This is a genomic window from Mucilaginibacter sp. A3364 (assembly GCF_059690715.1).
In genome coordinates this window covers 315329-329377 of sequence record NZ_JCAWED010000002.1, presented here as the reverse complement: position 1 = coordinate 329377, position 14049 = coordinate 315329, and the positions used below count along the sequence as shown (strand labels likewise).

Annotated in this window: 13 protein-coding genes; 7 read left to right on the top strand and 6 right to left on the bottom strand. The window is 45.2% G+C overall.

Translation table 11 applies throughout. The features are described 5' to 3' along the window. The first annotated feature begins 90 nt into the window (after nucleotides 1–90). Nucleotides 91–1965, top strand: a complete 1875-nt coding sequence (locus tag AC59JT_RS14015) for a M61 family metallopeptidase (protein WP_497399940.1) — start codon at nucleotides 91–93, stop codon at nucleotides 1963–1965. Between the two features lie 6 nt (nucleotides 1966–1971). Then, a complete protein-coding gene (locus AC59JT_RS14010; RefSeq protein WP_497399938.1) occupies nucleotides 1972–3270 on the top strand; it encodes a M20/M25/M40 family metallo-hydrolase in 1299 nt (432 codons plus the stop codon). Nucleotides 3271–3399: 129 nt separating this feature from the next. Here AC59JT_RS14010 and AC59JT_RS14005 read toward each other — a convergent pair whose 3' ends face one another. From AC59JT_RS14005 to AC59JT_RS13990, 4 genes are all read right to left on the bottom strand, one after another. Then, nucleotides 3400–3894, bottom strand: a complete 495-nt coding sequence (locus AC59JT_RS14005; RefSeq protein WP_497399936.1) for a GNAT family N-acetyltransferase — start codon at nucleotides 3892–3894, stop codon at nucleotides 3400–3402. 94 nt (nucleotides 3895–3988) lie between these two features. Next, complete coding sequence (locus AC59JT_RS14000; protein ID WP_497399934.1) at nucleotides 3989–4726, bottom strand: ABC transporter ATP-binding protein; 738 nt, start codon at nucleotides 4724–4726, stop codon at nucleotides 3989–3991. Nucleotide 4727: 1 nt separating this feature from the next. Beyond that, nucleotides 4728–6206 carry a DUF5687 family protein gene (locus AC59JT_RS13995; protein WP_497399932.1) on the bottom strand — a complete coding sequence of 493 codons (1479 nt, stop codon included), beginning with the start codon at nucleotides 6204–6206 and terminating at the stop codon, nucleotides 4728–4730. A gap of 30 nt (nucleotides 6207–6236) precedes the next feature. Beyond that, nucleotides 6237–7517 carry a replication-associated recombination protein A gene (locus tag AC59JT_RS13990; protein WP_497399930.1) on the bottom strand — a complete coding sequence of 427 codons (1281 nt, stop codon included), beginning with the start codon at nucleotides 7515–7517 and terminating at the stop codon, nucleotides 6237–6239. A gap of 66 nt (nucleotides 7518–7583) precedes the next feature. On the opposite strand from AC59JT_RS13990, the gene AC59JT_RS13985 reads away from it, so the two are divergent. After that, the gene (locus AC59JT_RS13985; RefSeq protein WP_497399928.1) at nucleotides 7584–8246 is read left to right on the top strand and encodes a DNA-3-methyladenine glycosylase family protein; all 663 of its coding nucleotides are present in this window, start codon (nucleotides 7584–7586) and stop codon (nucleotides 8244–8246) included. A 39-nt stretch (nucleotides 8247–8285) separates the two neighbouring features. On the opposite strand, the gene AC59JT_RS13980 is transcribed toward AC59JT_RS13985, so the two are convergent. Beyond that, nucleotides 8286–8906 (bottom strand): GIN domain-containing protein, encoded by a 621-nt coding sequence (locus tag AC59JT_RS13980; protein WP_497399926.1) that lies wholly within the window; start codon nucleotides 8904–8906, stop codon nucleotides 8286–8288. A gap of 342 nt (nucleotides 8907–9248) precedes the next feature. After that, nucleotides 9249–10160 (bottom strand): DUF8428 domain-containing protein, encoded by a 912-nt coding sequence (locus AC59JT_RS13975; protein WP_497399924.1) that lies wholly within the window; start codon nucleotides 10158–10160, stop codon nucleotides 9249–9251. Nucleotides 10161–10471: 311 nt separating this feature from the next. On the opposite strand from AC59JT_RS13975, the gene AC59JT_RS13970 reads away from it, so the two are divergent. The 4 genes from AC59JT_RS13970 to AC59JT_RS13955 all read left to right on the top strand — a co-directional run bounded on the left by AC59JT_RS13970 (nucleotide 10472) and on the right by AC59JT_RS13955 (nucleotide 14045). After that, nucleotides 10472–12025, top strand: a complete 1554-nt coding sequence (locus tag AC59JT_RS13970) for a glycoside hydrolase family 10-like protein (RefSeq protein ID WP_497401664.1) — start codon at nucleotides 10472–10474, stop codon at nucleotides 12023–12025. Between the two features lie 234 nt (nucleotides 12026–12259). Then, a complete protein-coding gene (gene dtd / locus AC59JT_RS13965; protein ID WP_497399922.1) occupies nucleotides 12260–12718 on the top strand; it encodes a D-aminoacyl-tRNA deacylase in 459 nt (152 codons plus the stop codon). A 1-nt stretch (nucleotide 12719) separates the two neighbouring features. Next, nucleotides 12720–13046, top strand: coding sequence for a nucleotide pyrophosphohydrolase (locus AC59JT_RS13960; RefSeq protein WP_497399920.1), 327 nt, complete (start codon nucleotides 12720–12722; stop codon nucleotides 13044–13046). Between the two features lie 147 nt (nucleotides 13047–13193). After that, entirely contained in the window at nucleotides 13194–14045 is an 852-nt protein-coding gene (locus AC59JT_RS13955; protein WP_497399918.1) for a DUF4349 domain-containing protein, read from the top strand. The last annotated feature ends 4 nt before the right edge of the window (nucleotides 14046–14049 follow it).

The following is a 14049-nucleotide window of genomic DNA, read 5'->3' as shown; positions in this document are numbered from 1 at the left end:
ATTCATTATTATCCGCTCGAAGTTCAACTAAACCCGATTTTAATTTATCGCCCATTTATGCTAATTTACCGCCACATTAGCTGACCCTCAATGAAAAAATTTTATGCAACCCTGATAGGTTTGGCAATGCTTGCGCCCGCAACTTTTGCGCAAAAGCCCGAGCCGCCTATACATTACGCTGTTTCTTTTCCTAACGCCGCGCATCACGAAGCCGAAATTGTGATGACTATTACCAAAGCCCCTTCGGGCGATCTGCGCCTGCGCGTAAGCCGTTCCTCGCCGGGCCGCTATGCCACGCACGAATTTGGTAAAAACGTGTATAATGTTAAAGCGTTTAATGTTGACGGTTCGCCGCTGGTTGTAAAGCAACTGGAGGGCGACCTGTATGTGATAGAAGACCATGCCGAAGTAGTAAAAGTAAGCTATACCTTGTTTGGTAACTGGACGGATGGCACCTACGCCAGCATTGACGAGTACCACGCGCACCTGAACATGCCCGCCAGTTTTATGTTTGTAACCAATCCCGATCAGCAACAGCGCCTGATGAAATTTGAGTTTTCGGGTATTGAAAAGTACGGCTGGAAGGTAGCTACCCAGTTAAAGCACGAAGGCGGAAACGTATATTCGGCCCCCAACCTGCAATATATGATGGATAGCCCTGTCGAGCTGTCAAATCATAAAACCACGAGGTGGGATGATGTAAACACCGATGGTAAAAAACAAAGCCTGAGCATAGCTTCGCATACAAGTGATCAACAGCAGGTGGTTGACCGTTTTGGCACCATGGTACAAAGAGTTGTTGCCGAGCAAAAGCAGGTATTTGGCGAACTACCGACCTTTGACAATGGCAGCTACGTATTCCTGCATGATGTTTATCCAACAAATTCGGGCGATGGAATGGAGCACCGCAACTCCACCAATATTGTTGATGTGGCCGATAAAATTGCCGGCAACGAAGTAAACATGCTGGGTACTTTCTCGCATGAGTTTTTTCATAGCTGGAATGTTGAACGTATTCGCCCTAAAACGCTGGAGCCTTTCAATTTTGAGCGTGCCAACATGAGCAATGAGCTTTGGTTTGCCGAAGGCTTTACTCAGTATTATGGCGAAATGATATTAACCCGTGCAGGCTTTTACACGCCCGAACGTTATTGCTTTACCCTTAACGGACTGGTTAACGCGGCGCTGAACACGCCTGGCGCCGCCAGATATTCGCCGGTACAGGCTAGTCGCACAGCCGTATTTTCGGATGCCGGCGTATCTGTTGATGTAAACAACTACACCAATACTTTTACCAGCTATTACACCTATGGTGGCGCTACCGCGCTGGCGCTTGACCTGCGCCTGCGCAGCGAGTTTAAACTAACGCTGGATGATTACATGAAAGCGGTATGGCTGGCGCATGGCAAAAAAATGAAGCCGTATACCGTGCAGGATCTGCAAAAGGTACTGGCCACTTTTACCAATAATCCTAAGTTTGCGGCCGACTTTTTTAACCGCTACATCAATGGCATTGAGAAGAATGATTATACCGCTTTATTGGCCAAGGCCGGCTACGTAGTGCGCAAGGCACAGCCGGGTAAAGCGTGGACAGGTATCTCTTCAGGAGCGCTTCGTGGCCGTTCGGGCCAGGCAGGTACGGTTGGCGCAGGGTTCGCTATTACCACCAATAGTCCTATCGGTTCGCCAATTTATAAAACAGGTATTGACGCGGGTGATGTGATCATTAAGGTTGATGGTAAAGATGTTGCCGACGGCGCGTCGTTTGCCGAAATGGTTGCCGCCAAAAAGCCGGGCGATGAATTGAGCGTTTTTTATACTAATCGTGGCGGGCAGCATCGCGTTATGTTGAAACTGGAAGAAAACCCGACATTAGAGGTTGTAACAATGGAACAAGCCGGTCAGCAACCCACTGCCGATCAGTTGGCGTTCCGTAACAGTTGGTTATCATCAAAAGTTAAATAATTGGATATGAAAAAAATTATAGCAATTGCAGCATTAGTAGCAACAGCAAGCTACAGCTTTGGACAGGACGTGGACAGGCTGATACAACAGGCCGATGTAGAGCGTATTATTAAAACCCTATCAGCCGATGATATGCAGGGCCGTGCTACCTTTACGCCGGGTATTGAAAAAGCGGCTAAGTTTATCGAAAATGAGTTTAAAACGATTGGGTTGAGTCCACTACCGGGTAACCCGGGTTTTCTTCAAAGTTTTTCGATGATCAAATCAACCCCACTGCGTGGCGATGTTAAGATCAATGGCACTTTGGTAGGAGCTGATCATGTGGCGGCTTTTTCAGCAAACTCATTTACCTGGAATGGTGCCGGTGCCGAGATTGTTAAAGTTACCGCAGATATGGATCTGCAGAAAGAGTATCGCGCCCTGATGGGTAACGGCAAAAAACAATTGGTGTTAGTTGACAATAAGTTTGAAACGTTTTTTAAACGCTTGAGCGCCTTTGCTCAGCGAGGTACTACTTCATCTTCTCAGCCCGCCCCACCCGTGGTTTTTGTGCTGGGCGACTTTGGTGATGTGAAAGATTATAATGTAAACTTTGAAGCTAAAACACAAACCTTACCATTAGCCAACGTTGCAGGTGTGATCCCCGGCAAAAGCAAGCCGGAAGAGTTTGTGATCTTCTCTGGCCATTATGATCACCTGGGTATTGTAAAGGGCAGCAGTATTATGCAGGGCGATAGCATCGCCAATGGAGCCGATGACGATGCTACAGGCACCACCGCAGTTATTAGCTTAGCCAAATACTTTAAGCGCCTAAACAACAACGCACGCACGCTGATATTTGTGGCTTTTACAGCCGAGGAAATTGGTGGCTACGGTTCGCAATATTTCTCGAAACAGGTAGATGCCGATAAAACCGTTGCGATGTTTAATATCGAGATGATAGGCAAGGCATCAAAATTTGGCGAGAACTCTGCATTTATCACCGGCTTTGAGCGTTCGGATTTTGGAACCATCCTGCAAAAGAACCTGGAAGGTACAGCCTTTAAATTTTACCCCGATCCATACACCGAGCAAAACCTGTTTTACCGCAGCGATAACGCAACCCTTGCACGGTTAGGAGTGCCGGCTCATTCCATATCAACAGACCAGATAGACACCGACAAGCTTTACCACAGCGTAAAAGATGAGTTTAGCAGCCTGGATGTAAAAAACATTGTAGCTACTATAAAAGCTATCGCGCTAAGTTCAAGAGGGATTGTAGCAGGGAAAGATACACCAACGAGGGTAGCGAAGTTGGAGCGGTAGGAGAAACCAATCCACCACGTCATCGCGAGCGTAGCGTAGCGATCCCCAAGCGACAAGTTGCCATCTGATGATGACCTCGCTCGGGGATTACTACGCTCGTTCTCGCTCGTAATGACGGTATTGTGGAAGCTACAACTCCTTCCGCATGATGTAATCATTCAAAAAGTAATTCCCCATCGGGATATCGACCTCGTAGGCAATTGTAAAGCCCATTTTTTCATAAAACGATCGCGCCGGGTTTTGGCGGTGAACATTAAGCTCAAGCACTTTTTTACCCACCTGGCGCACTTTATCGGCCACCGTGTTAATTAGCAGCTTGCCGTAACCTTTACCTTGTGTAGCGGGCAGCAGGTAAAGTTTATGCAGGGTGTATGTATCAGCATCGTTGTCGCTTGGGCTGTAGGCCGCGAAGGCCAGGGGTGTGCCGTCTTCTTCTAATAGTAAAAAGCTTTGTATTTGGTCGCCTATCTGCCGGGCCAGCTCTTGGGTAGAGTAGCGGTTGGCAAGCATATATTCTATCTGGTCTTTAGCCAAAATAGGGCCGTAGGTTGGCCACCATATTTCATGGGCCAGTTGTTTAATAGTTTCTGCGTCGTTTATGGTCGCTTCGCGAATTACAAGCATATATAACAAAACATGTCATTGCGAGCGTAGCGTGGCAATCGCGAACTTTGCAACGTGCGATTGCTTCGTCGTTCCTCCTCGCAATGACAAAAAATTAATCTTCTTTCGTTTCTTCAATTACCACCGGCGCACTGGTTTGCCCTATGGCAAAATATTCTTCCAACTCATTCAGGGTTGACGAACTGGTGGCCATATCTTTAATAACTTTACCTTTTTCCATCAACACAATGCGGTTACATACATCGGTAACGTGATTCAAATCGTGGCTTGATACCAGCGTGGTTACACCTTGTTGATTGGCCTCCTTTAACAGGTTTTTAAGGCGGAACTGCGTAGTAGGGTCGATGTTGGCGAAAGGCTCATCAAGCATTAAAAACTGGGGTTTTTGCAGCAGGCAGGCTACGATGCCCACCTTGGTTTGGTTACCTTTTGACAGGTCGCGGATGTATTTGCCCTTCTTTAAGATCTCGCCGTTGAAGAACTCGGTATAGCCGTTTAAAAAATCATCAACATGCGCGTGGGTTTGATTGTGCAAGCCTCCGATGAAATAAAAATACTCTTCGGGGGTAAGGTAGTCGATTAGGAAACCTTCGTCCAGGTAAGAAGCCGTGTAGTTTTTCCAGTTTTCGCCACCGGCAACCAATTCACCTTCCGAAATTACCTGCCCACCCTCGGGCCTGATCAGATCAAGCATCATACGGAACAAAGTGGTTTTGCCGGCACCGTTGTTACCAACCAGGCCAATGCTTTCGCCCTTGCGTATCTCCAATTGCGGAATGTTTACTACAATAACACCGTTGTAAACTTTTTTAATGTCCTTTATCTGTATCATATTACTTGTTTCTAAACCCTTCGGTTAAGGTATATTTTCGTTTATAAAAATCTTCTTCCAGTTTTTGTTGCCAGTAGCCGCGGGTTACTATACCGGCCACTCCCATAATTGCCAATGCACCTAATGCCATATTTGGCGCTCCCAACATATTAAACGGTATATAAATAACAAACGGCGCCGCCATCAGCGGGAACGACATCAACATTTGCGTAGCACCCACACCTTCCCAGTTAAAAGACGCGCCTTTGCTCAAATCAATACGGCGGGCATTGCGGTTGGCGAAGAACAGGATGATGTTCACGTTTACGCCTATATTCCATAAATACATAATGAAATGTATCAGCACAATGCGCCAGCTAAAATATCCGTAAGCTGTAGTGAGTAAAAATGCAACGGTTGATACGCTGGTAAACAACAGATATTTGCCGCGTAAAAAGTTTTTAAAGCTCACCTTACTCACCATCAGGCCATCAAAATGCGATGCCTGCCAGCTATACATAAACTGCCCGTAGTTGATAATGAAGATACCCGTCATAAACATGCCGCAAAATACAGCCGGCCACTCGTGTTTAGAAAAACTCGATTGTGTGTAAAATATCAACCCATAAAACAAAAAGAACACCGACATGATGAGCGCCGATTTTGGGCGTTTGTTACGTAAAATAAGCTTGATCTCGTTAGCCACCAGGTCGCCGGTTGCGCCAAAGCGGTTAAGGATGGGGAACTCGGTGCTGCTGCGGTATTTGTCCTTACGTTTGGTAAGTTCCTCAAGGTACAGGTTTTGTTTAAGGTAGAAGAAATTTAACGCGTACATGCCAACACCCAATAATACGGGTAACAAAGCCAGTACCGGGTATTTTAGTATGTTACCGAAGAACAGGTAAGAAATATTGCGCACCGAATACAGGTGCCACATCATATCGCCCATGGTAACCAATATCAAACCCGCCGAAACTGCTAAAAATATCCAACCGTTTAAGTTGGCCTTGCGCTTAATATACAACGCCAGGTAATTATTAAATATGCTGATACCTAAAATAGCGACCACAAACGCAAGAGCTGTTAATACCCCTTGCTCGGGCGCTATCACCTTAAATATAAACGGGAAGAATAAAATGATGGGCCACAAATTGAACACCGAGAACAGCGCCGTCAAGGCCAGGTAGCCCACAATAATATTGCGCCTTACCGGTAAGTGCAAATAGGGTTGTACCCTTAAAGTTGGCAGCTCCTGCAACTGCATTCGCGATAGCAACTCAAACAAATAGTAAAGCAAAATAATGCCGCAGAACGAAACGATCAGATCATCGTTAGGGAAGGCTTTTTCTAAAAACTCGTCTAAAAAAATGCCTAAAACCGAAATACTAAACAGGAGGTAAAGTATCAGCAAGCCCATTACAATACGTACAGCAATACTTTTGCCCGTGTTTTTTGAGCGCCAAAAGGCTTTTAATTCGTGCCTGAGGAAGGAAGAGATCATAGCAAGATCAGTTTTAGTTGTGGTAAGGTACTAATATTTATACCTGTCGCCCCATAGTTTTTTTAACTTTTCTTTTGACTCGTTCTCGCGGGCATTGTTACCGGGTTCGTAAATTTTTGTTCCGCGCACGGCTTCGGGCAGGAAATCCTGGTTGATGAAATTGCCTTCGTAGCTGTGCGCATATTTGTAATCCTTACCGTAGCCGATGTTTTTCATGAGCTTGGTAGGCGCGTTGCGGAGGTGTAAAGGCACAGGCAGATCGCCGGTTTGTTTCACCAAACTCAAAGCCGCCCCAATAGCCGTAGTAGCCGAATTACTTTTTGCCGAAGTTGCCAGGTAAATAGCCGTTTGCGAGAGGATCAATTGCGACTCGGGCATACCAATTACCTGCACCGAGTTAAAGCAGGCCTGCGCTAGCAGTAAAGCGTTAGGGTTGGCGTTGCCGATATCTTCGGAAGATAAGATCAGCATGCGGCGGGCAATGAAAAGCGGGTCCTCGCCACCGGCTATCATGCGGGCCAGCCAGTATACGGCGCCATTTGGGTCGCTACCGCGCATTGACTTGATGAAGGCTGAGATGATATCATAATGCTGCTCGCCGGCCTTATCATACAGGGCCATGTTTTGCTGCACGTTATCCAGCACTACTTTATTGGTGATCTCAATTTTTTTACCGCCAACGGCGTTGATCAACAGTTCGAAAATATTGAGCAGCTTGCGAGCGTCTCCGCCGGAGAGGCGTAGCAAGGCCTCGTGTTCCTTAATGGTGATGGTTTTATCGCGAAGGACAATATCGTCTTTACTGGCTTTATCCAGCAAGCTCACCAGGTCGCTTTCTTCCAGGTGTTGCAGGATATAAACCTGGCATCGCGATAACAAAGCGGAGATAACCTCGAACGATGGATTCTCGGTAGTGGCACCTATCAACGTAACTATACCACGTTCCACAGCGCCTAGCAGCGAATCTTGTTGTGATTTAGAGAAACGGTGGATCTCATCAATAAACAGAACGGGTAATATGCCTCCCTCGTCCTTTATCCGCGACGCAGTTTCAATAACCTCCCGCACGTCTTTCACGCCTGAATTAATGGCACTGAGGGAAAAGAACGGCCTATCTAACGATTGTGAGATGATATAAGCCAGCGTAGTTTTACCCACCCCCGGCGGACCCCAAAATAGCATGGATGGCAGCGCGCCGCTCTCAATCGCCTTGCGCAAAACGGCACCCGGCCCCACCAAATGCTGCTGACCAACATAGTCGTTCAGATTTTTGGGGCGCATGCGTTCGGCTAATGGCGGCAGATTGTTCATGTAGGTAAAGTTGAGAAAAGTTGAAACTAAATCCTAAATATTTTAGTATTTTTAATTAACAAACAAATGATCAACAAGTTCACCCAATCCACTTTCCGCTCCATCTGTGACAAGCTAGCCGCAACCGATGCAGATCTCGCATCCGTTATCAAAATTCACGGCTACCCACCTATGTGGAGCCGCCCCAATACTTTCGAAAGTTTAGTACACATTATCCTGGAGCAGCAGGTATCACTCGCCTCTGCATTATCCGCACTAAATAAACTAAAAGAACGATTGGAAGAACTAACGCCTGTGCAAGTATTGTTATTAACCGACGAAGAATTTAAAGCCTGTTACTGTAGTCGCCAAAAAACAGCTTATATAAAATACCTGGCGGAAGCCATTGTAAGCGGACAGATCAACCTGCAGGCTTTTGAGCAAATGCCCGATGAGGAGATCCGTGCCCAACTGGTAGCCCTTAAAGGCATTGGCAACTGGACGGTGGATGTTTACCTGATGTTTGTATTGCAACGCGCCGATCTGTTCCCCATTGGCGACCTAGCTGCCGTTAATGCTTTAAAGCGTTTAAAGAATCTCCCTGCCTCCACATCCCGCGAGGAAATGATTGAAGTAGCCCAACAATGGCAACCCTACCGCACGGTGGCTACCATGATATTGTGGCACTTTTACTTGTCGGCCCCTAAAAGCAAAAAAGCTACCCGCTTACAGGCGGATAGCTCTAATTAACTAACGTATATAGTGAACTTATTTAAAAGTGCTTGCAGATTATAGACTGGCTAACACGTCATCAAATGATGTTTGTGTTTTGGCCAGTTGTACCGGTTGTGCAATTACACGCTCGTTACGGTTTTGAGCAGTTAACTCGGTACGGTTAACGGTTGATGATTGCGCATAAGCTAAAGTGTAGTCTTCAATGTTACCGCTTAGGTCGGCTGTTGCACGGTCGTTAGCGGTTACGTTAGCGGCAATGGCATCCAGTTTTAGTTGGGCAGAAGCAGTGTTGTTTAATTTAACATCTAACTCTAAAGCTGATAAAGTACCTTTTGATTTGATGGTTGCGTTATCGTAAGCGGCTACGGCACGCAAATCGGTTACGGTTACTAATACTACCAGTTTGTCTTTAGCGTATGATGAAATGCGCAGGGTACCTTCGCTACCTTGTACCAGGGCGTTTTGTGCGTAGTAGTTATCAAATACTTTTACTTCGTCTTTAGCACCGTTGGTGATGTAAACCTCCACATTACCGCGGGCTTCAATTTTGTTGATGTTGGTTACATCAGTTAACACAGTAGTAGTGTTGTTATCAGTAGTTTTCGCGCTAGCAAAAGTGGCAGTTGTTGCGGTTAAAGTTACAGCGGCGATCAGGGTTAATATTGTAGTTTTCATCTTATTATGAGTTTGTTATTGTTGTGATTAATTTTTTTCTGTTTTTAAATACACTGATAAGACGACCCTGCCGAAAAAACGTTACAGCCGTTTGGCGGGTATTAGATAAGTGGCGGGTTTTATTCGGCGAACGGGGGATTTGTATCGGTGAAAATTCTGTAACGGAGGTGTAATCAACATCATAAATAATGTCATCTCGACCAACGGGAGAGATCCTATACGAGCGATTAAGTCTCAGGTTGAAGATTTCTCCTCGTTCCTCGTCGAAATGACAACAAATTTTTTCCAACAAAAAAGCCCTCCCGAAAATCGGAAGGGCTTTTAAATAATTTATAGAATAGCTTATTTCAGCAATACGCCGGTTTTACCCATCGTATAACCATCAGCATATAAAATTACGGTGTAAGTACCTTTTTGGAAAGGCGCGGCATTTAACCAATCAACCGAATAAACCACACCATCATCTTTAAAATCGATAGATGTTTTGTAGGTGGCCTGTAGTTCCTGGCCATCGGCGTTAAAAGTACCGCCGTCGGTGCCGGTTATCAGGTTGCCGGTTGGATCAATAATGCGGATGTAAATATCGTGCATTGATTTTTCGGCAACGGCGTTAGCTGCAACGGTAAAGTTTATTTTAAACTTGTTGATGTTTTTAGCTTTGGTCTCGTCGCTTTCTTTACCATTCTTTTTAACCTTGTAGCCCACCACGTTTATAGTAGCCACTTTTAAGGCCGATGCTACCTGTACTTTGGTGTTTAGGTCCTGGTTTTGTTTTTCAAGGGTGGTAGCTTTTTCGCTAACGGTGCTTAAGTTGGTTTTTAAAGTATCGCGTTCGGTAATTAAGCTTGCATTTTGTTTTTTAAGCTCTTCAATGTCGGCGGTATATTTGGTAACAAAGTAGCGCAGTTGTTTTACGTCTTCCTGTGCTTTTACCAATTCTTCTTTAGTTAACTGACCTTTTGCCAATGCCGAACGCAGTACCTTGATCTTGGTTACTAGCGAATCGTTTTTAGCTTGTAACTCGGCAGTCATACGGGTACGCCCGGCGTTTACCTGCTCAATCTGTGCTTCTAAACTATCCAATTCGGTTTGCAGGCGGGTTTTTTCGTCACTTGCCTGAACAATGCGCTCATCAGAATTATTTTTTTTCATGTATAAATACACGTCGGTACCCAATAGCGCCACTATAACCACAATAAGGAAATAAATGACGTTCGAATTTTTTTTAGGGGCTTGTCCAGTTTGGTTCTCCATAGAAATTAATGATTTTGATCAATAAAAGCAACGATGTGCAGCAAGCTTTGATGACGATATTTCCTTGGTTTTAAGGAGCGTGTGTTTATAAAAGTTGACAGATCTGCTATCGGCATTTATTAGTGTTTAACTATTAATATACGTAAAAATGCAATTTTTATGATAATGTTTTGACTAAAGGCGCATTTTTTGTTGAATTGTGTACCCGGGCGGCTTATCGCGTTAGGTAACAATTGAATAATAATTAATGATAATAAACCGCCGCGGGAATGAGTTTTATATCTTTGCACCTTTTATAAACACCTGTTTTGATGCATTTATTCCGCCCTGTAATATTCCTGTTAACCATACTATTTATAAGCAATGCCCAGGCCCAAACCGATACTGCAAAAAAGGAATTGGACCCACCCAAACGCGAGTTTAGAGGCGTATGGATAGCTACTGTTGAAAATATTGACTGGCCGAAAAGTGTAACCTTAACTACCGAGCAGCAAAAGCAACAACTAACCGGCATTTTAGATGCACACGAGAAAACGGGCATCAATGCGGTAATGTTCCAGGTAAGGCCGGCGGCTGATGCTTTTTACAGTAAAAGTACCGAACCATGGTCGCGCTGGCTGAATGGCAAACAAGGGCAGGGGCCGTACCCGTTTTATGATCCTTTAGATTTTGCTATTGAAGAGGCCCATAAACGTGGCATGGAATTGCATGCCTGGTTCAACCCATATCGCGCATCAAATGACGGAAGATATTACCTGCTAACCCCCGATCATATCACCAATAAAAGACCCGAGTGGTTTTTTATTTATGGCGGGAAAAAACAGTTCAACCCCGGCATACCCGAGGTGCGCGAGTATATTGTAAAGATCATTTTAAACGTGGTTGATAACTATAATGTAGACGGCATACACATGGACGATTATTTTTACCCATACGCTATTGCGGGGCAGAAGATAAACGATGCCGAAACTTTTAAGCAATACGGCGGCGAGTTTGAGGACATACGCGACTGGCGACGTGACAATGTAAACAAGCTGATAAAAATGCTGGCGGATAGCATACACAAGCATAAGCCTAACATGAAGTTTGGCATCAGCCCTTCGGGGATATGGGCCAACATAGCGCAAAACCCGGAAGGATCGCAAACCCGCGGCGGCAACTCGTACTACGAACTATATGCCGACACCCGCAAATGGATACGCGAGGGTTGGATAGATTATATTAATCCCCAGATATACTGGCCCATTGGCTACCCTGCTGCCGATTTTACTAAACTGGTAGACTGGTGGAGTAATAACACCAATAACCACCATTTATACATTGGCCAGGCCGCGTACCGTATTAACGAGCGCATGGTAACCAACTTCAAGCGCGCGCGCGAAGTGCCTGATCAGATCAATTACCTGCGTCAAAACCCGCGGGTACAGGGCAGTGTTTACTTCAGCTCCACATCGTTAACGGACAACAGGCTTGGGTTTACGGATTCGTTAAAGAACAATTATTATAAATACCCGGCCCTGCCGCCTGTTATGTTATGGCTTGATTCGGTGGCGCCTAATGTGCCGCGCAACCTAATGGCCACCAAAATTATGAACAACAGGCACGTAGCCTTAAGGTGGGAAACCCCGCTGCCGGCTAAGGATAACGAGCCGATTTTTGGCTACGTGATTTACCGCTTTGAAAACGAAGAAAAAATTGACATTGGCGACCCGCGCAACATTTTACGCATACAATACGGTGCCGAACCCAGCTTTGTTGATACTACAACCCAACGTGGCAAAACCTATTTGTACGTAGTTACCGCTATTGATAAGATCAAAAACGAAAGCGACAGAACGCCGAGTATCGCGGTGATGGTGCAGTAATACTCCACCCAATATGTCATCTCGAACGATATACAGAGGTCTTATACGCTTTGCTAATTCGCAGGTACAAGATTTCTACTCGTACCTCGTCGAAATGACATAGCTTTTCTATATTTTCCTGTCCCGTTAGGGTCTCTCGAAGAGGACCCTGACGTTGCGTACTCCCGGTGCCACGCAGGGTCCTCTTCGAGAGACCCTGCCGAGACGTAAGGTTTTTTAATTATTTTGCACCCCATGAGAGCAGTTATACAACGCGTAACCCAGGCCAGCTGCACGGTTGAGGGCAACATAACCGGCCAAATAGAAAATGGCTTTATGATACTTCTGGGTATTGAAGACGCCGATACCGAAGACGACCTGCAATGGCTGGCGCAAAAGATAACCTCGCTTCGCGTTTTTGGCGACGAGAATGGGCTAATGAATAAGGCCCTGGCGGATGTTGGCGGCAGTATCCTGCTTATTTCGCAATTCACCCTGTTCGCCCAAACCAAAAAGGGCAACCGCCCGTCATTCATCCGCGCCGCGCGGCCTGATAAGGCTATACCTATGTATGAACAGATGATCAAAACGCTGGATACCATCACCGGCAAAAAAACAGCTACGGGCATTTTTGGGGCGGATATGAAAGTTGCTTTGATTAACGATGGTCCGGTAACGATAATTATGGATACTAAAGACAAGGAGAACCACTAAGATGACTTTAGAACAGGCACAAAAACTAGTTGACAACTGGATAAAAACCACCGGCATCCGTTATTTTAATGAGCTAACCAATACCGCCATCCTGATGGAAGAAGTTGGCGAAGTTGCCCGCATTATGGCGCGGCAATACGGCGAACAATCCTTCAAACAATCAGATACCGAAGTTAACCTGGCGGATGAAATGGCCGACGTACTGTTTGTACTGATATGCCTTGCCAACCAAACCGGTATCGACCTAACCGAAGCCCTGCAGAAAAACCTGGAAAAGAAAAGCATCCGCGATGCGGAAAGACATAAAAATAATGAGAAGTTGAAGTAGGTTAGTCTACATAGCAGAGCTTAATAGGCCGCAGCACTAGTGTCGCGGCCTTTTTTATGATCAAAATAATAAACGCAATATTGTTGCATTTGTGGAATTAAGACTTAACTTTATACAACAATCTATTGTTAACCTAATCTTACTATTATGAAAAGAGTAATCATTGCTGCTGTAATAATGATGATATTATCAGCATGCGGACAAAATGCGTCAGAACAAAAGGTGGCTATTACAGATATTCAGCTGGCTCCACCACCTGTCGTTGAGAAAGAGTTGATGGTGGGCGCACAAGACAATGCCCAGCTTAATAAACCAGGCAAGGAGGTTGAGAAAAAGATAATCAAAGAAGGCGAGATAAGTTTTCGGGTAGCAGATGTTAAGGAAACCCGTAAGATCATTTATAACACGCTGGTAAAGCTTGGAGGATATATCTCTGACGAAAGTGAAACTAATAGCGCAGAAAACGGCCGTAAGGAATATTTTATAAAGGCCCGTGTACCGGCAAAAGGCTTTGACGCTTTCTTAAGCAGCGTTTCGGGCACCGCCGAGAGTATCGACTCCAAGAACATCCGTATTAAAGATGTTACCACGCAGTATATTGACATCAGCACACAACTAGCCAATAAGAAAAAACTGGAGGACCGATACCTCGAGCTGTTAAAGCGCGGTACCAAAATATCCGACCTGTTGGAAATTGAAAATAAGCTAAGTGAAATCCGCAGCGATATTGAAACCACTCAGGGCCAGCTAAACTACCTTGTTAAACAAGTGGAATTTAGTTCGCTGGATATTACATTTTATTCGAAGCAAACGGTTAAAGACAACGGCCAGAGTTTTACCTATAAGCTTAAACAATCCATTATTGACGGTTGGGAGGTTTTGGGAATGTTATTTTTCGGCCTCGTTCGTTCATGGCCAATATGGTTGATAATAGCGGGCGCTCTATTTGTAATTATTAGATGGCGCAGCAATATTCGCAAACGCAAAGCCAATCAGTAAAATT